General features: G+C 63.5%; 20 protein-coding genes. 7 read left to right on the top strand and 13 right to left on the bottom strand.

The window, feature by feature from the left end; genetic code table 11:
• Nucleotides 1–2: 2 nt before the first annotated feature.
• From KBB36_RS04415 to pxpB, 12 genes are all read right to left on the bottom strand, one after another.
• A complete protein-coding gene (locus KBB36_RS04415) occupies nt 3–839 on the bottom strand; it encodes a sugar phosphate isomerase/epimerase (protein WP_290977401.1) in 837 nt (278 codons plus the stop codon).
• Nucleotides 836–1,999: a dihydrodipicolinate synthase family protein gene (locus KBB36_RS04410; RefSeq protein WP_290977399.1), complete on the bottom strand. Its 1,164-nt coding sequence runs from the start codon at nt 1,997–1,999 to the stop codon at nt 836–838. The genes KBB36_RS04415 and KBB36_RS04410 overlap by 4 nt, the downstream gene beginning before the upstream one ends.
• Nucleotides 2,000–2,001: 2 nt before the next feature.
• Entirely contained in the window at nt 2,002–3,156 is a 1,155-nt protein-coding gene (locus KBB36_RS04405) for a Gfo/Idh/MocA family oxidoreductase (RefSeq protein ID WP_290977397.1), read from the bottom strand.
• On the bottom strand, nt 3,153–4,589 hold the full coding sequence (locus tag KBB36_RS04400; RefSeq protein ID WP_290977396.1) for an enolase C-terminal domain-like protein: 1,437 nt from the start codon (nt 4,587–4,589) through the stop codon (nt 3,153–3,155). The genes KBB36_RS04405 and KBB36_RS04400 overlap by 4 nt, the downstream gene beginning before the upstream one ends.
• Nucleotides 4,586–5,404, bottom strand: coding sequence for a sugar phosphate isomerase/epimerase (locus KBB36_RS04395; protein WP_290977395.1), 819 nt, complete (start codon nt 5,402–5,404; stop codon nt 4,586–4,588). The genes KBB36_RS04400 and KBB36_RS04395 overlap by 4 nt, the downstream gene beginning before the upstream one ends.
• 88 nt (nt 5,405–5,492) lie before the next feature.
• Nucleotides 5,493–7,016, bottom strand: a complete 1,524-nt coding sequence (locus KBB36_RS04390) for a tripartite tricarboxylate transporter permease (protein WP_290977394.1) — start codon at nt 7,014–7,016, stop codon at nt 5,493–5,495.
• A gap of 10 nt (nt 7,017–7,026) precedes the next feature.
• Nucleotides 7,027–7,560 carry a tripartite tricarboxylate transporter TctB family protein gene (locus KBB36_RS04385; protein ID WP_290977393.1) on the bottom strand — a complete coding sequence of 178 codons (534 nt, stop codon included), beginning with the start codon at nt 7,558–7,560 and terminating at the stop codon, nt 7,027–7,029.
• Nucleotides 7,561–7,628: 68 nt separating this feature from the next.
• The gene (locus KBB36_RS04380) at nt 7,629–8,642 is read right to left on the bottom strand and encodes a tripartite tricarboxylate transporter substrate binding protein (RefSeq protein ID WP_290977391.1); all 1,014 of its coding nucleotides are present in this window, start codon (nt 8,640–8,642) and stop codon (nt 7,629–7,631) included.
• 130 nt (nt 8,643–8,772) lie between these two features.
• Nucleotides 8,773–9,444 carry a TetR/AcrR family transcriptional regulator gene (locus tag KBB36_RS04375; RefSeq protein ID WP_290977389.1) on the bottom strand — a complete coding sequence of 224 codons (672 nt, stop codon included), beginning with the start codon at nt 9,442–9,444 and terminating at the stop codon, nt 8,773–8,775.
• Between the two features lie 3 nt (nt 9,445–9,447).
• Nucleotides 9,448–10,215, bottom strand: coding sequence for a LamB/YcsF family protein (locus KBB36_RS04370; RefSeq protein WP_290977387.1), 768 nt, complete (start codon nt 10,213–10,215; stop codon nt 9,448–9,450).
• Nucleotides 10,212–11,249: a biotin-dependent carboxyltransferase family protein gene (locus KBB36_RS04365; protein WP_290977385.1), complete on the bottom strand. Its 1,038-nt coding sequence runs from the start codon at nt 11,247–11,249 to the stop codon at nt 10,212–10,214. The genes KBB36_RS04370 and KBB36_RS04365 overlap by 4 nt, the downstream gene beginning before the upstream one ends.
• A complete protein-coding gene (gene pxpB, locus KBB36_RS04360) occupies nt 11,246–11,986 on the bottom strand; it encodes a 5-oxoprolinase subunit PxpB (protein WP_290977383.1) in 741 nt (246 codons plus the stop codon). Before pxpB ends, KBB36_RS04365 begins: the two co-directional genes overlap by 4 nt.
• 156 nt (nt 11,987–12,142) lie before the next feature.
• Here pxpB and KBB36_RS04355 point away from each other — a divergent pair, with 156 nt between their 5' ends.
• From KBB36_RS04355 to KBB36_RS04345, 3 genes are read left to right on the top strand one after another with little or no spacing between them, the layout of a single operon-like run.
• The gene (locus tag KBB36_RS04355; RefSeq protein ID WP_290977381.1) at nt 12,143–13,030 is read left to right on the top strand and encodes a MurR/RpiR family transcriptional regulator; all 888 of its coding nucleotides are present in this window, start codon (nt 12,143–12,145) and stop codon (nt 13,028–13,030) included.
• Nucleotides 13,027–14,361 (top strand): aspartate aminotransferase family protein, encoded by a 1,335-nt coding sequence (locus KBB36_RS04350; RefSeq protein WP_290977379.1) that lies wholly within the window; start codon nt 13,027–13,029, stop codon nt 14,359–14,361. Before KBB36_RS04355 ends, KBB36_RS04350 begins: the two co-directional genes overlap by 4 nt.
• Complete coding sequence (locus tag KBB36_RS04345; protein WP_290977377.1) at nt 14,358–15,185, top strand: 3-keto-5-aminohexanoate cleavage protein; 828 nt, start codon at nt 14,358–14,360, stop codon at nt 15,183–15,185. The genes KBB36_RS04350 and KBB36_RS04345 overlap by 4 nt, the downstream gene beginning before the upstream one ends.
• Here KBB36_RS04345 and KBB36_RS04340 read toward each other — a convergent pair.
• On the bottom strand, nt 15,182–16,435 hold the full coding sequence (locus KBB36_RS04340; protein WP_290977375.1) for a D-amino acid dehydrogenase: 1,254 nt from the start codon (nt 16,433–16,435) through the stop codon (nt 15,182–15,184). The genes KBB36_RS04345 and KBB36_RS04340 overlap by 4 nt on opposite strands.
• Nucleotides 16,436–16,565: 130 nt before the next feature.
• Between KBB36_RS04340 and KBB36_RS04335 the strand changes: the two genes are divergently transcribed.
• From KBB36_RS04335 to queC, 4 genes are all read left to right on the top strand, one after another.
• The gene (locus KBB36_RS04335; protein WP_290977372.1) at nt 16,566–17,477 is read left to right on the top strand and encodes a LysR substrate-binding domain-containing protein; all 912 of its coding nucleotides are present in this window, start codon (nt 16,566–16,568) and stop codon (nt 17,475–17,477) included.
• Between the two features lie 163 nt (nt 17,478–17,640).
• Nucleotides 17,641–18,621 carry a TAXI family TRAP transporter solute-binding subunit gene (locus KBB36_RS04330; RefSeq protein WP_290977370.1) on the top strand — a complete coding sequence of 327 codons (981 nt, stop codon included), beginning with the start codon at nt 17,641–17,643 and terminating at the stop codon, nt 18,619–18,621.
• Nucleotides 18,622–18,693: 72 nt separating this feature from the next.
• A complete protein-coding gene (locus KBB36_RS04325; protein ID WP_290977368.1) occupies nt 18,694–21,279 on the top strand; it encodes a TRAP transporter permease in 2,586 nt (861 codons plus the stop codon).
• A complete protein-coding gene (queC, locus tag KBB36_RS04320) occupies nt 21,276–21,977 on the top strand; it encodes a 7-cyano-7-deazaguanine synthase QueC (protein WP_290977366.1) in 702 nt (233 codons plus the stop codon). Before KBB36_RS04325 ends, queC begins: the two co-directional genes overlap by 4 nt.

The following is a 21,977-nucleotide window of genomic DNA, read 5'->3' as shown; positions in this document are numbered from 1 at the left end:
CGTCAGACCGCGGATTTATGCCGTTCGATGCAGGTGCGCAGCACGTCATCCGCATCGCGCCGCCACCAATTATTGGCCGACATGATCTCGACTTCGCAGAAGCCGTCATAGCCCTGCGCCTCGACCTCGGCGCGGATACCCGGAATATCGATCACGCCATCGCCCATCATGCCGCGATCCAGCAGCAGATCGGTGGTCGGCACCAGCCAGTCGCAGACATGGAAAGCCAGGATGCGGCGGCCGGCGCGTTTGATCTGCGCCGAAAGCTGCGGATCCCACCAGACATGGTAGACATCCAGCGCCAAGCCGAGCGAGCGGTCGGCCGCGCCACCGCCCAGCGCATCGCAGATATCCAGCGCATGGCCCAGCGTATTCACGCAGGCGCGGTCAGCGGCGAACATCGGATGCAGCGGCTCAATGGCCAATGGCACCCCGGCAGCACGGGCATAAGGCAGGATCGCCGCGATGCCATCCTGCACCTGGGCATGGGCGCCGGCCAAATCTTTCGAGCTAGGCGGCAAGCCGCCCACCACCAGCACCAGGCATTGTGCGCCAAGCGCTGCCGCATCATCGATGGCGCGTTGGTTATCCTCAATGGCGCGCTGCCGGCCCGCAGCATCGGCGGCCGGAAACATGCCGCCCCGGCACAGGCCGGTCACCGTCAGGCCAACCTCGCGGATATGTTTGGCGGCATTCTGCACGCCATATTCCGCCAGTTTGTCGCGCCAGGGCGAGATGCCGGTGATGCCATGCCGCGCGCAGCCCTCGATACATTGCTGCAACGACCATTGCTCACGCACCGTGATGGTGTTGAGCGATAACGGGCCGGGCTTGCTCATGCCGCGATCCCCTGTGCCGCCAGCACCATGCGCATGCGCTGCGCCGCACGCTCGGGATCGCTGAGCAGGCCGGCAGCATCGGCCAGGCGGAACAGTTCTGCCAGATGCAGCGCCGAACGGGTGCTCTGCTGGCCGCCAACCATGACAAAATGATCCTGGTGGCCATTGAGATAGGCCATGAACACCACGCCGGTTTTATAGAACCGGGTCGGCGCCTTGAAGATATGGCGCGACAGCGGCACGGTGGGCGCCAGGATGGCGTGGAAGGTTTGCTCGTCGCCGCGCGTCAGCGCACCAAGCGCCGCGGATGCAGCCGGGGCAATGGCATCAAAAATCCCGAGCAGCGCATCGGAATACCCTTGCGCATCGCCGGCGATCAGTTCGGCATAGTTGAAGTCGTCGCCGGTATACATACGCACTGCCTGCGGCAGCTTGCGGCGCATGGTGATTTCCTTGTCCTTGTCGAGCAGGGAAATCTTGATGCCATCCACCTTGGCGGCATTGGCGGTTATCACATCCAGGCAGGTATCCATCGCCTGCATATGATCGGCATGGCCCCAATAGCCGGCCAGGGCGGGATCGAACATTTCTCCCAGCCAATGCATCACCACCGGCTGCTTCACCTGGCTCAGAATGCGGCCATACACCTTGATATAATCATCCGGCGATTTGGCGCAGGCAGCCAGCGCCCGGCTGGCCATCAGGATGATGCGGCCGCCCAGCTTTTCAATCGCTTCAATCTGCTCTTCATAAGCGCGGATCACCTGATCGATGCCCACATCCGGCCCTGGCACCAGATGATCGGTGCCGGCACCCGAGGCCACCACGGCACCCGGCACATCCTTGGCTGCATCGAGCGAACGGCGCACCAGTTCCAGCGCATCGCGCCAATCCAGGCCCATGCCGCGCTGCGCCGTGTCCATCGCCTCGGCCACGCCGAAGCCGAGGCTCCAGAGATGGCGCCGGAAGGCGATGGTGCGTTCCCAATCCACCGCCGGGGTGAGCCAGGGATCGTGATCGGCCAGCGGATCGGCCACCACATGGGCGGCTGCAAAGGCAATGCGGCTGAACGGCGGCTGCGCCAGCGGAAAGGCCTTTGGCTGTTGCAGCGTATACGGCGCCAGCTTGCCGGCGGCGATGGGCAGATTGAGTGTGGTCATGCTTATGCCTTCAGTTCCGGCAGGTCGATCCAGCGCCGTTCCTTCCAGCTCTTGAGGCCGGCTTCGGCAAGCTGCACGCCCTTGGCGCCTTCAAGCAGGGTCCATTTGAACGGCTCGTTATCCACCAGATGGCGGATGAACATTTCCCACTGGGCGCGGAAGCCGTTCACCTGCACCTGATTATCCGGCACTTCCTGCCAGGTTTCATAAAAATTGATGGTCTGCGGCACATCCGGATTCCACACCGGCTTCGGCGTGGCACTGCGCGGCTGGATATAGCATTTGCTGAGGCCCGCCACCGCCGAACCAAGTTTGCCGTCAACATGGAATGTCACTAGGTCGTCGCGCCGCACGCGTGTCACCCAGGAGGAATTGATCTGCGCGATCACACCGCCGGCCAGCTCGAACGTGGCATAGGCGGCATCATCGGCATCGGCGGCATAAGCCTGGCCGTTTTCGTCCCAACGCTGCGGGATATGGGTGGCGCCAAGGCAGGACACGCTCTTGACCTCGCCGAACAGGTTATCCAGCACATAGCGCCAGTGGCACAGCATATCCAGGATGATGCCGCCGCCATCCTTGTAGCGATAATTCCAGCTCGGGCGCTGCGCCGGCTGCCAGTCGCCTTCAAACACCCAATAGCCGAATTCGCCGCGCACCGAGAGAATCTGGCCGAAGAAGCCGCTATCGATCAGCATCTTGATCTTCTGCAAGCCGGGCAGGAACAGCTTATCCTGCACCACGCCATGCTTGATGCCGTATTGCTTCGCCGCCGCCACCAGATCAAGCGCCACATCCAGCGTTTCGGCGGTCGGCTTTTCGCAATACACATCCTTGCCCGCCGCCATCGCCTGCTTCAGCAAGCCGGCGCGCGCCTGGGTGGTGGCCGCATCGAAAAACAATGTGTCGTCCTTGTTTTTCAGCGCCGCATCCAGATCGTCGGTATAGCGGTCGATGCCATAGGTCTTGGCCAGCTTCGCCACCTTGTCGAGATTACGGCCGACCAGGATCGGATCAGGCATCACACGGCGGCCATCCTTCAGCACCACGCCGCCATCCTTGCGGATGGCACAGATCGACCGGATCAGATGCTGGTTCATGCCCATGCGCCCGGTGACGCCGTTCATGATGATGCCGAGGCGGATTTCCTTGCTCATGCTACGTTTCCTTGGTTGGGTTCGTTCAAATCCATCGGCGCCAGGCTGGCCCAATCGGGCGCGGCGGCAGACGCGAAGCCGGTGGCATCCAGCAGGCTGCCCAGCGCGATATCGCCGGCGGCGATACGCAGGCGCGGGCGGCCGCTGCTGTTGTCGTAAAGATCGGCATGGGCGGCGGCAAAGCCGGCCTGCTCGGCAGCCGGCGCGGCGCCGAAGCCATCGACGTAATGATGTCCGTTGCGCTCGACATGGTAGAGGCCAAGCATCGCCACCAGCGCCAGATCCTGCTGCACCGCCAGGCCGGCCTGGCAGGTCAGATCTTCACCGGTGATGAAGCAGCCTTCGCCCCAATGCTTGGCACGCGCAGCATTCAGGATGGCGCGATACACACCCTTGCAGGTTTTTGACGAAATGCCGGCATAACCCAGGCTGCGCGCCTGCGGAAACACGCCGTAATCAGCATCCGATTCATCCACAATCAGCGCAATCTCGGCAGCCAGCGCCGTCACCGGGCGCTCCAGCGCCGAGGCACGCTTGATCGGCTGCTCGATATACTGGATCGAGGCACAGAGCCGGCGCAGAGCCGGCTCGGCCCGCATCGCCCGCCATAAGCCGGCAATGCCTTCCTCATCATCATATTGCTCGTTGCCATCCAGGCTGGCGCGATAAGGCGCGGCGCCCTGATCCAGCACGGCCGCGATGGCCTTGAGCCGGGCCAGATCCTGCGCCATGTCGCCGCCAACCTTGAGCTTGAACCAGCGCAAGCCATAAGCGGCTATCACACCCTCAAGGCTTTCCGGCAAACCATCATTCAGCCTTTCGCCAGGCTGTAAATCGGCTTCCGCCAGCGGATCGAGCATGCCGACAGTATGCCGCGCAGCGATGCGGCGGCAGGGCGAAAGCTGCGCCAGGAAGGCGGCAATATCAAAGCCGGCCAGATCGGGGGTGAGCACACCCGCCTCAATGCCATAGAGATTGCTGCGTAATGCGGCGCCGAAGCTGGTGCCGAGCAGGCGGCACAAGGCGTCGATCACGGCGCGATCAAGCAAAGCCGGGCCATAAGAGGCAACCAGCGGGTTCAGCCCGGCGGCGGCACCTGCCGCCAGCAGATTGGCATGATGCGCGGCGGAATGGCCGAAGGCGCTGCGCAAGCCGCCATCCTGGTAAGCCTCCAGGGCATGGCCGAGGCTGCGGCGCAACTGGGCGAAATTCTGTTCGTTGCTGAGCGCCGGATTCTTGTCGAACCATTTCGGCACCATCAATTCGGCTGCCATGCCGGTGGCGAGGCGGCCTTCTGCCGTCTCGATCACCAGCCGCGCAAAAGCCTGCGGTGCTTCGCGCAATGTCACCACGCCGAAGCGGAACGGCAGCCGCAGCCACACCGGGCGCTCAAACAGCGCAATCTCGCGGATACGAAACAGCGGCAAGGTCATGGCAGCAGCTTCCGCAGATACTGGATGGCAAAACGCGCCGCGCCGGGGCCATCGGGTTCATAGATAAAGGGCTCAACGCCCAGATCGCCGGCATAGCCATGCTGCGCCAAGGCAGCCAGGATCGGCGCAAAATCCATCTCGCCCTGGCCCGGCCCCTTGCGATTGGGATCGTTCACCTGCACATGGCCGATCAGGCCGCTGGGCAGCCATTGCTCGATCAGCGCCGGCACATCCTGCATTTCGGTGAGGCCGGCGGCGCTGCAATCAATCATGGTGCGGAAAGCCGGATTGTTGATCTGGCGCACCAGGTCGGCCGCTTCCGCCACGGTATTGATGAAATTGGTTTCATGGCGCGATAGCGGTTCCAGGCAATAGACCACGCCTTGCGCCGCCGCCGCCTCGGCCGCTGCGGCAAAGCCGGCCATGGCCCAGTCACGCGCGCGCTGCGGATCATCTTCCGGCAACCGGCGCTGCATGGGCGAACCATGCACCAGATAAGCACCGCCCAGATCATGGCACAGGCCGCAAAGCTGCTGCATCGCCGCGATAGTGCGCTTGCGCACTGCCGCATCCGGATCGGTGAGCGACAGGCCCTTGGGCGCCACCAGCAGCCAATGCAGGCCAGTGACCTTGAGGCCGGCATCCTCGACCAAACGGCGGATGGCGCGCCGCGCCGTGAGCGACAGTTCGAGCGGGTTTTCTGCCAGCGTGAACGGCGCAATCTCCAGCCCGTCATAACCCAGCTCGGCCGCCAGCGCGCATTGCTCGGCCAGCGGCAGCGGATTGAGCACTTCGTTGCAGAGGCTGATGCGCATGCGGTTTGTCACGCTTCCTGTAGGGAAGTAACTATCTGGTTACTTATAGCCGCAGGCAACCGGCTGCGTCAATCCCGGATTCATTGCTTCACGCACCGCGCCGCAGCGGCTTCAACAACAGGTTCATGCCCTGGCCCATGGCGCGGCGTGCTACTGGCACATTCATCAGCACGGTGAGCGCCACCAGCAGGAACAGCACCAGCGAGATCGGCCGGGCGAAAAACGGCGTCAAATCGCCATCCGAAAGCGTGAGGCCGCGGCGCAGGCTCTTATCAAGCAGATCGCCCAGCACAATGCCGAGCACCAGCGGCGCCATCGGATAATTCAGCCCGCGCAGCACCAGGCCCAGCACGCCGAAGCATAGCATCACCAGGATGTCGAAGGGCCGCGACGCAATGGCATAGGAGCCAACCGCGCAGAGCACAAAGATCACCGGCATGATCAGTGGACGCGGCACCAGCAGCACTTTGACCAAAAGCTTGGTCAAAGTCAGGCCGTAGAACAGGATGCCGATGGAGGCGAACAGCATCATCGCCACCACGTCGTAAACAAATTGCGGACTCTCCACCATGATCAGCGGGCCGGGTCGCACGCCATGGATCAGCATGGCAGCCAGCAGCACGGCGGCCGGCGCCGAGCCAGGCACCGCCAGGGTAAGCACCGGAATCACGGCGCCGGGAACACAGGCATTGTCGCCGGTTTCGGCCGCCATCAGGCCTTCCACCGAACCCTTGCCGAATTTTTCCTTTTCCTTGCTGGCGCGCCGCGCCGCCGCATAGGACGACCATGCCGCCACATCCTCGCCAACCCCCGGCACGATGCCGATGAAGGTGCCGATCAGGCCGGAGCGGATGATGGTGCGCCAATACTGCACCACATCGCGAATCCTGGGGATCACGGTGTCGTAGGTGTTGATGATGAATTTCTGCGGCTTGTCCTTCATCACGCTGAGCACTTCGGCAAAGCCGAACACGCCGACCAGGGCCGGGATCAATGCGATGCCGCCGGACAGATCATGCACACCGAAGGTGAATCGGTCATAGGCATACATGCCTTCCTGGCCGATAGCCGCAATGAACAGGCCGATAAAGCCGGCGATCCAGCCTTTCAGCGGATCGGTGCCAGTGAGATTGCCGGAAATCACCACGCCGAATACCGCGAGCCAGAAAAATTCATAGGCACCAAATTTCAGCGCCATCTCGCCCAGGATCGGTGTGAACAGAGCCAGGAAGAACATGCCGATCCAGGTGCCCAGGATCGAGCCGGAGGTGGCGATGCCCATGGCGCGGCCCGCCAGACCCTGCTTGGCCAGCGCATAGCCATCCAGGCAGGACGCCGCCGAAGCCGGCGTGCCCGGGATATTGAGCAGGATGGCGCTGCGGCTGCCGCCGTAGATGGCACCAACATAAGTGCAAATCAGGATCAGCAGCGCTTCGGCCGATGGCAGTTTCAGCGTCAGCGTAGTCATCAATGCCACGCCCATCGTGGCGGTGAGGCCGGGCAGCGCGCCGATCACCAATCCCACCAGCGTGGCGCCAAGCGCGTAGAGGATCGTGGTCGGGTTGGAGAAGTTGACAATCGAGGTGGCGAAACCGGTCAGGCCGTCAAACATGATAAAATCCTCACGGCAGCCGGACGAGGAACAATTCCTCGAACACATACTGGATCAGCAAACCGGCGATCAGGCCATGCACCACGGCCACGACCAGGCCGCGCTTCACCTGGCCGGCGGCGCGGCGTTCGGCATACTGGAACACCAGCACAAACACCGAAACGTAACAGGCGGTGATCAGCCAGAAGGGCAATGTGCGCGACACGATCACCAGCGCATAGAATAACGACCAGCCAAGCGAGAAGATCAGGCGCCAATGTTCTGCCAGCACCAGCGGCCGGCTTGTGCGTGGCAGCAACGCGCCCTGGCGCAAGGCGCGCAGCAGCAAGATCACACCCATGAAGGCAATGGCCAGGCCGAGAAAGGCCGGCACCAGCCCCGGCGCGGTATAGATGCTGGCCTGCAGATGCTCCAGCCGATCCATGCGCCAGCTCATCACGGCAATGGCAAGGCCAAGGCCGATCCACAGAAAACTGGACCAGAAATCCGCCCGGCTCAGATTGGCCTGGGTTTCGGTTTCGCTGTTTTGCGCGCTCTGGTCCATTTTACTTTCCCTCAAAGCACAAGGCCGCCCGGCACATGTGCACCGGGCGGCCTCATCTGGTTACGGTATCAGGGCTTCGGGATGCCGAGCGTATCCGGCGAAACCTTGGCCTTGCCGCCTTCCTGCAAAATCCAGGCAGCGCCTTGGATGGCCGGGAAAGCCGCCTTCTTGGCCGCATCGCCATAGGACGGATCAAACAGCGCGCCCTTGTCGGTGGCGTATTTCTTCAGCGCCGCCGAATTGGCGATCTTTTCCTTCCACACCTTGTCCAGCGTGTTGGTCACTTCCGCCGGCACACCCTTCGGCACGAAGATGCCGAAATAATTGGTTTCGGTGCGGAAATTCGGCAAGGTCTTGGTCACCGGCTCAATCGCCGGGATGCCATCCACTTCCAGCGGCTTGGAAGCCAGCACCGCCAACGGGCGCAGGCGCTTGGCACGGATCATTTCCACCTGCTCAACACCAAGCTGGGTGGTGACTTCGGTCTCGCCCGACACGGTGGAGATCACCGCCGGATTGCCGCCATCATAGGAGACATGCTTGTAGGTGACGCCGGCGCCGCGCGCCAAGGCTTCCGAGCCAAAATGGCCCGAGGAATTGACGCCCGCCGTGGCCACCGATACCTGGCCCGGCTTGGCCTTCATCGCCGCCAGCAGATCAGCCAGGGTCTTGTAGGGCGAGTTGGCGTTGACGCTGACCACCGACTGGTTGGCGACGGTGAGGTAGAAGCTCCAATCATCCATCTTGGTGTCAAGCAAGCCCGACACGGCATAGGTGCCGATATCCTTGGCGGCGCCGGAAGTCCAGGTATAGCCATCCTTCGGCGCTTCCCAGGCGGTCTTGGAACCAATCGAACCCGAAGCACCCGGCTGGTTCACCACCACCACCTTCTGGCCCAGAACCTGCTCCAGTTCACCGGCGGTGACGCGGATCACCTGGTCGGTGGAACCGCCGGCAGCCCAGGGCACGATCACGGTGATCGGCTTGGTCGGTTTCCAATCCTGCGCCTGCGCCGGCAATGTGACAGCAACCGTCGCCGCCCCCAGCACAACAGACACAGCAATCCATGATTTGCCCTGCATGGCCCTTTTCCTCCGCTTATGCATCGGCCGCTCTGGCCGCGCTTCTTGGTTGGCCATAGCATTCCGCCAAGGCAGGGGCTTTGTCAACGGATAAGTAACTGAACAGTTACGAAAATCGCCGCAGCGATTTCTACACCTTCAGCGCGCCCAGCAGCACCGCCACGCAATGCTCCATACGCGCCTTCTGCTCGGCCGCCGACAGCAGGTCGCGGCCGAAAATGGTGGAAAGCGTGTGAATATTTGAGAAGAAGCAGGTGCCCAGCGAGGCGATGGTGAGATAGACATGCACCGGGTCGATGCCCTTGCGGAACACGCCCTCGCGCTGGCCACGCTCCAAAAGGTCGCGGATCACCGCCAGCAGCGGCGAGTAAAGCTGCTGGATTTTTTCCGACTCGCCCAGATAGCTGGCCTTGTTGAGATTTTCCGCCGTCAGCAGGGCGATGAATTCCGGATTACGGGCGCAGAAGCGGAAGTTGAACTCCATCAGATAGCGCATGCCTTCCATGGGCGACATGCGCGCCACATCAATGGTGCGTTCCTCGGCGCGCATGCGCTCATAGGCATGTTCCAGCACAATCAGCCAGAGCGCTTCCTTGTTGCCGAAATACTCATAGATCATGCGCTTGTTGGCGCCCGAACGTTCGGCGATCTCGTCCACCCGGGCGCCGGCTAGTCCGTGCGCGGCGAATTCCACCAGCGCCGCATCCAGGATGTTGCGCTGCGTCACCGCCGGCTGGCGCGGCCTTTTGGCCGGCAATGCCGGCTTTTTCGACTTGCCGGCCGGCTTTTTCGCCACCGGCATGGTTCAGGCCAGCATTTCAGGCAGCGTCACCAATTGCACCCCGGCAGCCTTCAGCCCGGCACGCAGATGCTGCGCCATCGCCACAGCACTTGGGCCATCGCCATGCACACAGATGCTGTCCACCTTGGCCGGAATGCGCTTGCCGCTGATCGAAACCAGCACCTGCTCCTTCACCATGCGCAGCACATTGCGCAGCGATTCTTCCGGATCATGCACCATGGCCTGCGGATGGCCGCGTTTCACCAGATTGCCGTCATCATCGTAATTGCGGTCGGCAAACACTTCCTCGGCCACTTTCAGGCCGGCGGCCTGACCCGCCGCCACCAGGGCGGAACCGGTCGGCGCCAGGAAGATCAGGTCACGCCCGGCCCCCGCCGAACCGCGCGCCAGGGCGTCGGCCAGGGCACGATCCACGCAGGCCTTGTTGTTGATGGCGCCATGCGGCTTCACATGCGTCACCTGATAACCCGCCAGATTGGCGATGCCCTGCAAGGCGCCGACCTGATAGGCCAGCAAGGCTTCCGCTTCCACGCCGGTGATATCCATCGGGCGCCGGCCAAATCCCTGCAAATCCGGATAACTCGGATGCGCGCCGATGCTGACACCATTCTTTTTGGCTTCCAGCACCGTGTTGCGCATCACCAGCCAGTCGCCACCATGGAAACCGCAGGCCACATTGGCCGAGCCGACAATGCCGAGCATGGCCGCATCGTCGCCCATGGTCCAGGCGCCGTAACTTTCGCCGAGATCGCTATTCAGGTTCACTTTCATCGTATCTCTCCATTTCGCGCATCCACCATACCGCTGATCAGGTTGGCGGTGTAGAGCGCATCAAGATCAAGCCCGCCATCCGGCCGCGCCGGCCGCATATTGCCCAACAGAGCTTTCAGCGCCGTTTCCTGGCCGCGCCGCAAGGCTTCGGCTTCCGCCACTTCCACCGCCTGGAAACGCAGTTTTGCGCCGGGCTTGAGCCGGCCGACGTGCGGCAGGTCGGCTGAAATAATCGTGGCAATCTTGGTATAGCCGCCGGTGGTCTGATGATCCGCCAGCAACATAATCGGCTGACCATTACCCGGCACCTGGATGGCGCCGGTAATGATGCCTTCTGAGGCAATATCGGCGCCACTGACATGCTCGATCAGCGGGCCTTCCAAGCGCAGGCCCATCCGGTCGGCTTCCTTGCTGACGGTGTATTCACCGGCCAGGAAGGCGGCGATGCCGGCTTCGGTGAAGCGGTAAGCCTGCGGCCCCAGCGTTACGCGCACCGGCCCTTCGCCGTAGAGCGGCGCAGCCTCGCTGGCCAGTTCCTGATCGCTGCCCAAAGCCACGGCCTTGAGCGGCAGCAGATCATTCTCGCGCAACTGCCGGCCTTCAAAACCGCCCAGGCCGGCGCGGGTATAGGTGGACAGGCTGCCCAGCAATGGCGGCAGGTCAAACCCGCCGGCCACGGCAACGTAAGTATAGGCCTCGCCCAGCACGCCGATGCGCAAGGCTTCGCCGCGCTTGAGCGTGATGCTGCGCCAGGAGGTGAGCTTCTTCGGGCTGCCGCCATCAGGCGGCAGCACTTCCACCGCCATGTTGCCGGCCAGGCCGAATTGCACCGCCTCGGCTTCCACCAGCAGGGTTGGCCCCATATAGCTGAGTTCCAGCGCCGCCAGATTCTGCGCATTGCCGCAGAGTGCATTGGCGATGCGCAGGCCCAGCGTATCCATGGCGCCGGCCACCGGCATGCCCTGCTCCTGCGCGCCATAGCGGCCAAGGTCTTGCAAGGTGGTGAACAGGCCCGGCGCCTTCACACGGATCATGGCGCCACCTCCAGCCCGGCATAATTGAAGCTGCCGGCCGTCACCTGGGCGCTTATGGCATCAAATTCGCTGCGCGCCACCGGGCGGAAGGTCACTTCATCGCCGGCTGCAAACAGGATCGGCGCCGGCCGGTTCTGGTCAAACAGCCGCACCGGCGTGCGGCCGATCAGATGCCAACCGCCCGGGCTTTCCCAGGGGTAGATCGTGGTCATCGCCTCTGCAATTGCCACCGAACCTTGCGGCACTTTCAGGCGCGGCGCCGAACGGCGGGGCAATTGCAGGTTTTCTGCCAGGCCGCCCATATAGGCCAGACCCGGCATGAAGCCCAGCATGTAGATGAAATAGCGCCCGCCGGCATGGCCCTGGATCACGGCTTGCGGGCTGAGTTTGCAGCGTTCGGCCACTTCGGCCAGATCAGGCGCCAGATCGGCATCATAACATACCGGCAGGCACCATAACCGCCCGGCCTCCTGGCTCGGCTTCAAGCCCGGCAGCATCGCCGCCACGGCCTCCTGCAACACTGCCCGGCTGGTCAGGAGCGGATCATACTGGATCACCAGGGCACCGAAAGACGGGATTGCCTCGATCACCCCGGGCAGGGCGGCGTTGCGCAGGGCGCGGTGCAACGCCATCACCCGGGCATTGGCGGCACGATCCACCTTGGTGGCAAATTCAACGCTGAAAGCCGTGTCGCCCATATTCTGGAACGCCACGTCGCTAAGGGCTGTCTGGTTCACTTGATTCTCCTGAACAGACCGATAGTAACCAGCGCAGCCCAGGGTGCAATTGTTTCAGCACCGGGCATAAAATGTTTCATGGCGCAAATGTTTCATAACTAATGTTTTTGCATCATTTGTTGCATATCCAGCCTTTCCGTGCTTTGCTTGCCAACCATGGACACCGCCCCGCTGGCCGACCGGATTGTGGCGAGCTTCGACGCCCTCACCCCACAGGTGCAGGCGGCGGCGCGGTTTGTGCTGGAGCATCCGCAGGACGTGGCGCTGCTATCAATGCGCGAGCAGGCCCGCCGCGCCGGGGTGCCGCCGGTCACCATGCTGCGGCTGGCGCGGCAATTCGGCTTTGCCGATTACCAGGCCTTCCGCCAGTTGCATGCCGCCGCCTTGCGACCAGGCGGCGCGGCTTTTTCGGATCGTGCCCAGGGCCTGCAAAAACGCGCCCGCCAGGGCGGCGCGGCTTCGCTTTCCGAACAGATGGAACAGAATTTTGCCCGCCAGCTTGGCAGCTTTTCCAGCCGCAATGGCACCGAGGCGCTGGCCGAGGCGGCGACATTGCTGGAACGCGCCGGTCGCATCTATGTGCTGGGGCTGCGCTCATGTTTCGCCGTGGCCTACCATTTTGCCTATGTCTACGGCCTGTTCCGCGACAATGGCCACTTGCTGGATGCAGCCGGCGATACCGGCCGCGATGCCTTGCGCCATTGCGGCCCGCAGGATGCGCTGCTGGCCATCAGCCTGGCGCCCTATACGCGCAGCGCGGTGGAACAGGTGCGCTTTGCCGAGGAACGCCGGGCCAGCATCATCGCCCTCACCGACAGCCCGCTTTCGCCCATTGCGCGCCATGCCGCCGCCACCCTGCTGGTGCCGACCGACGGGCCGTCCTTCTTCCATGGTGTGACGCCGGCCTTTGCCGCCGCCGAAACCCTGCTGGCCCTGCTCGCCGCCCGGGCCGGCGACAAGGCGCTTGCCGCCATCCGCAATGCCGAGAGCCAGCTCGGCGCCTTCGACACCTACTGGCATCCGCGCTCCAAGAGGAAATCATGAGCCGCATCCTGCACCGTCAAATGCAAACCCCGCTGCCCGTTGCCGTGGGCGGCGACGGCGTTTACCTGATCGACGCCACCGGCAAGCGCTATATTGATGCCTCGGGCGGCGCGGCGGTTAGCTGCCTGGGCCATAGCCACCAGGATGTGATCGCCGCCTTGCAGGCCCAGGCCGGCAAGCTGGCCTTTGCCCATACCAGCTTTTTCACCACCGACGTGGCCGAGGAACTGGCCGATACGCTGATCGCCGATGCACCAGCCGGCCTGAGCCATGTCTATTATATCTCCGGTGGCTCGGAAGGGGTTGAGACGGCGCTGAAACTGGCGCGGCAATACTGGGTGGAACGCGGCCAGCGGCAGAAGCGCCATTTCATCGCCCGGCGCCAGAGCTATCATGGCAACACGCTGGGTGCGCTGGCGGTGGGTGGCAACGCCTGGCGCCGCGAACAATTTGCACCGCTGCTGATCGAGGCGCATCATATCGCGCCGTGTTTTGACTATCGCGAGCGCCAGGAAGCCGAAAGCCCGGAAGCCTATGGCCGCCGCGCCGCCGATGAACTGGAAGCCAAGATTCTCGAACTCGGCGCCGAAAACGTGATCGGCTTCATCGCCGAGCCGGTGGTGGGCGCCACCTTGGGCGCGGTGCCGGCAGCACCGGGCTATTTCAAGCGTATCCGCGAAATCTGCGACCAGCATGATATCCTGCTGATCCTGGACGAAGTGATGTGCGGCATGGGCCGCACCGGCACGCTGCATGCCAGCGAAGCCGAAGGCATCAGCCCGGATATCGAGGTGATCGCCAAGGGCCTGGGCGCCGGCTATCAGCCGATTGGCGCGGTGCTGATCCATGAAAAGATCATCGACGCGATCAAGCAGGGCAGCGGCTTTTTCCAGCATGGCCACACCTATCTGGGCCATCCGGTGGCCTGTGCGGCGGCACTTGCCGTGCAGCGCGTGATCAAGCGCGATGGTTTGCTGGACAATGTGGTGGCGATGGGCCGGCATCTGGATGAGCGGCTGCGGGCCCGCTTTGGCAACCATCATCATGTCGGCGACATTCGTGGCCGCGGGCTGTTCCAGGCCATCGAACTGGTGCGTGACCGCGCCGACAAATCCACCTTCGATCCGGCCCTGAAGCTGCATGCCCGGGTGAAGCGCGAGGCGATGGCGCGTGGCCTGATGTGTTACCCGATGGGCGGCACCATCGATGGCCTGCATGGCGACCATGTGCTGCTGGCGCCGCCCTTCATTAGTAGCGCAACGGAGATTGACATGATTGTGGAGCGCTTGGGCGATGCGGTGGATGCCGCCCTGGCGGGAGTGGCGGCATGAGCGCGCTGCCTGCCCTGGTTTTCGTCGCCCCCAACGGCGCCCGCAAACTGAAAGCCGATCATCCCGCCGTGCCACTCAGCCCGGCGGAACTGGCGCAATGCGCGGTGGATTGCCATGCCGCAGGCGCCGCCATGATCCATCTACATGTCCGTGCGCCGGATGGCCGCCACAGCATCGCGCCCGAGCTATACCGCCCGGCCATCGCGGCGATTCGCGCCGAACTGGACGACCGCATCATCATTCAATGCACCAGCGAGGCCGCCGGCATCTATCAGGCGCCGGAGCAGATCGCGGCGATGCGTGAATTGATGCCGGAGGCCTGTAGCCTGGGCATTCGCGAGATCGTGCCCGATGCGGCGCATGAGGCGGCGGCGGCGGATTTCCTGGCGCATATGCACAAGGCCGGCACGCTTTTGCAATACATCCTCTATTCCGCCGACGACCTGCTGCGTTTCCGCGACCTGGTGGCGCGCGGCATCGTGCCTGGCGAACGGCATTTTGTGCTGTTTGTGCTGGGGCGCTACACGGCGGGGCAGCAATCCAGCCCGGCCGACCTGCTGCCCTTCCTGCAGATCTGGCAAGCGGCCTGGGGTGAATTTGCCGTCTGCGCCTTCGGCAAGCTGGAAGGCGCCTGCGCCGTGGCGGCTTTGGCTTTGGGCGGCCATGCCCGTATCGGCTTTGAGAACAACACCCTGCTGGCAGATGGCAGCAGCGCACCCGACAATGCCGCCCTGGTGCGCCAGGCGGTGCTGGGGGCGCCCTTTGCCGGGCGTGCCTTGGCCGATGCCGCCAGCGCCCGCGCCTGGATGCGGGCTTTGGGCTAGGCGTGCAGGGCGAAATCCGCCATATCCAGCAGTTCCGGCCGGCCGGCAATGCCGGCCGCGATGCTGGCGGCGGAACCAAAGGCCAATGTCAGGCCCAGCGCGCCATGGCCGACATTGAGCCACAGGCCGTCGATGCCGCTATGGCCCAAAATCGGCCGACCGCCCGGCGTGGCCGGGCGCAGGCCGCACCAGGGCTGCTGCGCTGCTTCGGGTGCCGCCACCGGAAAGGTTGCTGCCGCCTGGCGGCTCAGTTGCGTCACCCGGTCAGGTTCCAGCGCCATATCTGCGCCGACAATATCCGCCATGCCGGCAACACGCAGCTTCTGCCCCAGCCGGGCATAGACTACCTTGTTGCCGTAATCGGTGACACTGACACGCGGCGCGGCATTCTCATTGGCGATATCCAGGGTCAGGCTGTAACCCTTGATCGGATAAAGCGGCAGGTCCAGCCCGATGCCACGCGCCAGTTCGGCGCTCTGGATACCGCCGGCCAGCACATAGGCATCGGCGCGGAACCGGCCATTGGCGGTTTCAACACCGGCAAGCCGCTGCCCTTCGCGCAGCAGGCGGATCACCGGGGTGTTGAAGTGGAAGGCGACGCCATTATTGTGGCCCTCCAGCAGATGCAACAGGCCATGGCACAGTTTGCGCGGATCGGCAGCGGCATCATCCGGCGTGAAAATCCCGCCCACCAGGCGACCGGCAATCGGCCGCAAAGCCGGCTCCAGCGCCAGGCAGGCGGCGGCATCCAGCACGTCCTGCTTGCAGCCCAGGGCATTCTGGAAGCGGGCCTGTGCGGCGGCGGCAGCAAAACTTTCGGCGCTGGAATACACCACCAGCTTGCCGGCCTGCACATGATCAAAATCCAGCCCCTGCAAGTCACGCGCACCAGCCAGCACGTCGCGGCTCAGGAAAGCCAGCCGCAGCAAAGCCTGGGTGGTGCGCCGCGCCTTGCCGGCGGTGCAGGCGGCCAGGAAACGCAAGCCCCAGCGATATTGCCGCAGGTCAAGCCCGGGGCGGAACCGCACCGGCGCATCGCGGCCGAACAGCAGCTTGGGCAAATCCTTCCAGATCGACGGGCCGGCCAGTGGCGCGACATAGGAATAGCTCAGTTGCGCGCCATTGGCATGGCTGGCGCCGCTGGCCGGTTCCGGCCCGGCATCCAGCACGGTAACCTGATGGCCGTCGCGGGCCAGGGCCCAGGCGGTAGTCATGCCGATCACACCGGCGCCGATCACCAGAACATGCATGGGGAGAGTCCTTGTTGCTTGGCGCGGGGGAGCGCGAGGGCCAGCATGCGCCGGGAACCGCCGCCGGGCCACTGCGTTTACGCCGCCCGCCCATACCTTTATGGTATGGCCCAAGCAGGGGGTATTGCCGATGCAGTTGCGCCATCTGGAGATTTTTCATGCCGTGATGCTGACCGGCACGATTACGGCGGCGGCCAAGCTGTTGAACATCTCGCAGCCGGCAGCCACCCGGCTGTTACTGCGCGCCGAGGATCAGCTGCGCTACAAGCTGTTCGACCGCGTGCGTGGCCGGCTGCTGCCGACCCGGGAAGCCCAGGTGTTGCAGGCCGAGAGCGAGAAGCTGATCGCCGGGCTGGAAAACCTGCGCAAGCTGGCGCGCAATCTGGGCACCGCCTCCAGCGGCCATCTGCGCATCGCGGCGGCGCCGGCTTTGTGCCTGGAACTGGTGCCGCTGGCCATCACCCGCTTCCGGCAGAAACACCAGGATGTCACCTTCGAGGTGGAAACCCGGCAATATGCCGATCTGGTGCGCACCGTGCTGACCCAGGAAGTGGATATCGGCATCGGCTTCGACATCCCGGCGCATCCCGGCCTGGACCTGACGCCGCTGGCCCAGGGGCATTTCTACGGTGCCTTTCCGGCGGCGCAGCACAAAAGCCTGCCCAAAGTGGTGAAACTGGCGCATTTTGCCAACCAGCCCTTCATCGGCCTGCGCAGCGACGATCCGCTTGGCTCGGTATTTTCCGCCACGCTGAACCTGGCCGGGGTGCAGCTCGACCCGATTGTCGAGGTGAAAACCAATCAGGTGGCGCTCTCCCTGGTGGAAAAAGGCGCCGGCGTGGCCATCGTGGATCAATATACGGCGGCAGCACGCGACCCGGCCCGGGTCTGCATCCGGCCGCTGGCACCATCGATTCCCTTCACCGTGCGGCTCATGCGGCCCAAAAACGGCCTGCCCGGCCTGCTGGCGCGGCAATTCTGTGCCATGCTGGAAAAGACCGAAAAAAGTATCGCTACAATGTTGCTGCCGGAAACGGCTTGACGAAAGCACCACAACACCGCCCCATACCCTCAAGGCATGGGGCAGGCACCGATACGCATGGCGGGGGCGATCCGCTTTCCGCTATCACGGGAACGGTAAACGGCCTCGCGACTCCGTACCGTTTCAATATCGATTGTTCGCGATACCTAACAGGAGGGACTCAATGACCGTGTTTTCGATCAAGCATCTGGCTGGCGGTGCCGTAGCCGCCGCCCTGCTCGCCGCCCTGCCGGGCGCCGGCATGGCGCAGCAGAAATTTGTCACCATCGGTACCGGCGGTGTCACCGGCGTGTATTACGCTGCCGGCGGCGCGATCTGCCGCCTGCTGAACAAGGACCGCAAGGCCCATGGCATCCGCTGCTCGGTGGAATCGACCGGCGGCTCGGCCTTCAACATCAACACCATCCGTGCCGGCGAACTGGATTTCGGCATGGCGCAGTCGGATGTGCATTACTACGCCACCAAGGGCGAAGGCTCGTTCAAGGATGCCGGCGCTTTCGGCGACCTGCGCTCGGTCTACTCGATCCATCCCGAGCCGTTCACCGTGCTGGCGCGCAAGGAAGCCAATATTGCCAAGTTCGAGGATTTCAAAGGCAAGCGCTTCAATATCGGCAATCCCGGCTCCGGCACCCGCTCGTCCTTCGAGCAGCTGATGGGCACCATGGGCTGGAAGCTGACCGATTTCTCGCTCGCTTCCGAGCTGAAGGCGGATGAGCATGGCCCGGCCTTGTGCGACAACAAGATCGACGGCTTCTTCTATGGCGTCGGCCATCCCTCGGCCAATATCCAGGACCCGACCACCACCTGCGGCGCCAAGCTGGTTTCGCTGACCGGCCCGGCGGTGGACAAGCTGGTGGCAGACAACCCGTTCTTCGCCAAGGCGACGATCCCGGGCGGCCTGTATAACAGCAACCCGCAGCCGACCACCACCTATGGCGTGCTTGCCACTGTGGTATCTTCGGCCAAGGTAGCCGACGAGACCGTCTATCAGATGGTGAAGGCCACTTTTGAGAATTTCGACGAGTTCAAGAAGCTGCATCCGGCCCTGGCCGTGCTTGAGCCGAAGAACATGATCAAGGATGGCCTCTCGGCCCCGCTGCATCCGGGCGCCGTGAAGTATTACAAGGAAAAGGGCTGGATGTAAGTCCAGCTACCACGGCCGGCCCGGCAACGGGCCGGCCGTTTTCTATGCGCGTACCAGTCTTTGGGGGCAAAGATGAGCAACGACAATTCACGCCGACCGGCAAGCGAAGCCGAATTGCTGGAAATGGTGGCCGAGGCCGATACCGGTGGCCGCGAGGCCAAGGGCCTGGCCGGCCGCATCCTGCTGATCGTTGCTGTAGCCTGGTCTGCCTTCCAGGTCTGGTATGCCTCGCCGCTGCCCTTCGTGTTTGGCGTTTTTATCCTCAACGATACCGAGGCGCGCGCCATTCATCTTGGCTTCGCGGTTTTCCTCGCCTTCACTGCCTATCCCGCTTTCAAGCGCGCGCCGCGCGACCGCGTGCCGCTCTATGACTGGCTGCTGGCCCTGCTCGGCGCCTTTGCCGCCAGCTATCTCTACACCCATTATGTGGCGCTCTCGACCCGGCCCGGCACACCGACGGCGATGGACCTGGCTACCGCCGGCATCGGCATGCTGCTTTTGCTCGAAGCCACCCGCCGCAGCCTCGGCCCGCCCATGGTAGTGGTGGCGTTGGTTTTTATCACCTTCACCTTCGCCGGCCCCTATATGCCCGAGGTGATCCAGCATAAAGGCTCGTCGCTCACCAAGTTCTTGCAGCATCAATGGCTCACCACGGAAGGTGTGTTCGGTGTGGCACTTGGTGTCTCCACCAGCTTCGTGTTCCTGTTTGTGCTGTTCGGCTCGCTGCTGGAGAAGGCCGGCGGCGGCAATTACATGATGCAGATTTCGGTGGCTTTGCTGGGCCATCTGCGCGGCGGCCCGGCCAAGGTGGCGGTGGTTTCCTCCGCACTGAACGGCGTGGTTTCCGGCTCCTCGGTCTCCAACGTGGTATCCGGCGGCATCTTCACCATCCCGATGATGAAACGCACCGGCCTTTCCGGCATCAAGGCCGGGGCCATCGAAACCGCCTCGTCGGTGAACGGCCAGATCATGCCGCCGGTGATGGGCGCCGCCGCCTTCCTGATGACCGAATATGTCGGCCTGCCTTATGCCGAAATCGTCAAGCATGCCGCGCTGCCGGCAATCATCTCCTATATTGCGCTGTTCTACATCGTCGATCTTGAGGCCGTGAAGATCGGCTCCAAGCCGCTGATGCGCTCGGCCGCCCATACCCGGGCGCAGCGCTGGGCCAGGCTTGGCCTGGGCTGGAGCGGCACCATCGCGGTGATCTGCGCCATCTATTACGGCATCCTCGGCATCCAGGCAGTGTTCGGCGCCGCCGCGCCCTGGCTGGTCGCCATCGGCGGCATCGCGCTTTACCTGCTGACGCTGTGGTATGGCGCGCGCTATCCCGACCTCAAGCTGGATGATCCCAATGCGCCGATCACCGTGCTGCCGGAAGCTTGGGCGGTGGCACGTACCGGCCTGCATTTCACCCTGCCGATCATAGTGCTGCTATGGTGCCTGATGGTGGAGGAAATGTCGCCCGGCCTCTCGGCCTTCTGGGCCACCGCCGCGATCATGGCCATTGTGGTGACGCAACGGCCGCTGCTGGCGCTGTTCCGCAACCAGGGTCTGGCTCCTGCGGCGCGCCAGGGCGTTGCCGATCTGGTGGATGGCTTCAATCTCGGTGCGCGCAACATGATCGGCATCGGCATCGCCACTGCCACCGCCGGCGTGATCGTGGGCACCGTGACCTTGACCGGCATGGGTCTGATGATGACCGACTTTGTCGAATTCATCTCGGGCGGCAATGTCATCATCATGCTGCTGCTTACCGCCTTCATCTGCCTGGTGCTGGGCATGGGCATCCCCACCACTGCCAACTACATCCTGGTGGCAACGCTGATGGCACCTGTGATCGTGGAACTGGGCGCGCAATCCGGCCTCGCCATTCCGCTTATCGCGGTGCATCTGTTTGTATTCTATTTCGGCATCATGGCGGATGTGACGCCGCCGGTTGGCCTGGCCTCGTTTGCGGCAGCGGCGATCTCGGGGGAAGACCCGATCAAGACCGGCCTGCAAGGCACGGTCTATTCCATGCGCACCGCGATTCTGCCCTTTGTGTTTGTGTTCAATCCGCAGATGCTGATGATCGATGTGGGCAACTGGCTGGAAGCCTGCCTGGTGGTTGTGATCTCCACAGTGGCAATCCTGCTCTTCTCAGCCGGCACCATGGGCTGGTTCATGAGCCGCAGCCGCTGGTGGGAAAGCGCGCTGCTGCTGCTGGCCTGCTTTGCTTTGTTCCGCCCCGGCTATTTCTGGGACAAACTCTATGATCCTTATATTCACAAGCCCGGCAGTGAATTGTTCCAGCTTGCCGGCAGCCTGCCGGCGGATAGCCGCCTGATGCTGGTGGTGGAAGGCAGCAATATCGAAGGCGACGATATCCGCAAGACCATCTCGCTGCCGCTTGGCGCGGTCGGCGAAGGCCGCGCCCGCCTGAATGCCACCGGCGCCACCATTACGCAAATGGGCGGCAATGTGCAGGTGGCGGCGATCAAGTTCGGCTCGGCGGCCAAGCGGGTGGGTCTGGAAAGCGGCTTTGTGGTGGCGGAAGTGCTGATGCCGGCCGAGCGGCCGTCAAAACACTGGGTCTATCTGCCGGCGCTGGCCCTGGTTGGCCTGGTGGCAATGGGTCAGATCCGGCGCCGACGGGAGGAGCAGGCGGCGGCATGAAAACCGTTATCCTCTGCTCCGGCGGCATCGACTCGGTGACGCTGGCGCACAAGATTGCCGCCGAGCATGACCTGGTGCGGTTGCTGACCTTTGACTACGGTCAGCGCCATGCCAAGGAGCTGGAATTCGCCGCGCTCACCGCCCGGCGCCTGGGCGCACGGCATGATGTGGTGGATATCCGCGCTCTGGCGCAATTCCTCTCGTCATCCTCCCTGATCGATGGCGCGGCGGATGCCATTCCGGATGGCCATTATGCCGAGGCGACGATGAAATCCACCATCGTGCCGAACCGCAATGCCATCATGCTGACCATCGCTTTCGGCATTGCCAGCGGCATGCAGGCCGAAGCGGTGGGCATCGCCGTGCATAGTGGCGACCATTTCATCTATCCGGATTGCCGCCCGGCCTTTGTCGATGCCTTCCGGGTCATGCAGGAAAAGGCATTGGAGGGCATGGGCAACGTGGCCCTGCTGGCGCCTTTTGTACATACCAGCAAGGCCGGCATTGTAACCGAGGGTGCACGCCTGGGCGTGCCGTTTGCCGAAACCTGGAGCTGCTATAAGGGCGGCGACATGCATTGCGGCCGCTGCGGCACCTGCGTCGAGCGCGCCGAGGCCTTCCATCTCGCCGGCATCCCTGATCCGACAATGTATGCCGATCGAGATTACTGGAAAGACGCCGTGAAGCGGCGTTCGTAA

It is taken from the genome of Ferrovibrio sp., assembly GCF_017994015.1.
GTDB lineage: Bacteria > Pseudomonadota > Alphaproteobacteria > Ferrovibrionales > Ferrovibrionaceae > Ferrovibrio.
This window is presented reverse-complemented; position numbering and strand designations above follow the sequence as displayed.

What these genes read in the sequence shown, in the direction of transcription:
- KBB36_RS04415 (WP_290977401.1), bottom strand. Translation starts at nt 839, where the DNA reads ATGAGCAAGCCCGGCCCGTTATCGCTCAACACCATCACGGTGCGTGAG.
- KBB36_RS04410 (WP_290977399.1), bottom strand. Translation starts at nt 1,999, where the DNA reads ATGACCACACTCAATCTGCCCATCGCCGCCGGCAAGCTGGCGCCGTAT.
- KBB36_RS04405 (WP_290977397.1), bottom strand. Translation starts at nt 3,156, where the DNA reads ATGAGCAAGGAAATCCGCCTCGGCATCATCATGAACGGCGTCACCGGG.
- KBB36_RS04400 (WP_290977396.1), bottom strand. Translation starts at nt 4,589, where the DNA reads ATGACCTTGCCGCTGTTTCGTATCCGCGAGATTGCGCTGTTTGAGCGC.
- KBB36_RS04395 (WP_290977395.1), bottom strand. Translation starts at nt 5,404, where the DNA reads ATGCGCATCAGCCTCTGCAACGAAGTGCTCAATCCGCTGCCGCTGGCC.
- KBB36_RS04390 (WP_290977394.1), bottom strand. Translation starts at nt 7,016, where the DNA reads ATGTTTGACGGCCTGACCGGTTTCGCCACCTCGATTGTCAACTTCTCC.
- KBB36_RS04385 (WP_290977393.1), bottom strand. Translation starts at nt 7,560, where the DNA reads ATGGACCAGAGCGCGCAAAACAGCGAAACCGAAACCCAGGCCAATCTG.
- KBB36_RS04380 (WP_290977391.1), bottom strand. Translation starts at nt 8,642, where the DNA reads ATGCAGGGCAAATCATGGATTGCTGTGTCTGTTGTGCTGGGGGCGGCG.
- KBB36_RS04375 (WP_290977389.1), bottom strand. Translation starts at nt 9,444, where the DNA reads ATGCCGGTGGCGAAAAAGCCGGCCGGCAAGTCGAAAAAGCCGGCATTG.
- KBB36_RS04370 (WP_290977387.1), bottom strand. Translation starts at nt 10,215, where the DNA reads ATGAAAGTGAACCTGAATAGCGATCTCGGCGAAAGTTACGGCGCCTGG.
- KBB36_RS04365 (WP_290977385.1), bottom strand. Translation starts at nt 11,249, where the DNA reads ATGATCCGTGTGAAGGCGCCGGGCCTGTTCACCACCTTGCAAGACCTT.
- KBB36_RS04355 (WP_290977381.1), top strand. Translation starts at nt 12,143, where the DNA reads ATGGACACCGCCCCGCTGGCCGACCGGATTGTGGCGAGCTTCGACGCC.
- KBB36_RS04350 (WP_290977379.1), top strand. Translation starts at nt 13,027, where the DNA reads ATGAGCCGCATCCTGCACCGTCAAATGCAAACCCCGCTGCCCGTTGCC.
- KBB36_RS04345 (WP_290977377.1), top strand. Translation starts at nt 14,358, where the DNA reads ATGAGCGCGCTGCCTGCCCTGGTTTTCGTCGCCCCCAACGGCGCCCGC.
- KBB36_RS04340 (WP_290977375.1), bottom strand. Translation starts at nt 16,435, where the DNA reads ATGCATGTTCTGGTGATCGGCGCCGGTGTGATCGGCATGACTACCGCC.
- KBB36_RS04335 (WP_290977372.1), top strand. Translation starts at nt 16,566, where the DNA reads ATGCAGTTGCGCCATCTGGAGATTTTTCATGCCGTGATGCTGACCGGC.
- KBB36_RS04330 (WP_290977370.1), top strand. Translation starts at nt 17,641, where the DNA reads ATGACCGTGTTTTCGATCAAGCATCTGGCTGGCGGTGCCGTAGCCGCC.
- KBB36_RS04325 (WP_290977368.1), top strand. Translation starts at nt 18,694, where the DNA reads ATGAGCAACGACAATTCACGCCGACCGGCAAGCGAAGCCGAATTGCTG.
- queC (WP_290977366.1), top strand. Translation starts at nt 21,276, where the DNA reads ATGAAAACCGTTATCCTCTGCTCCGGCGGCATCGACTCGGTGACGCTG.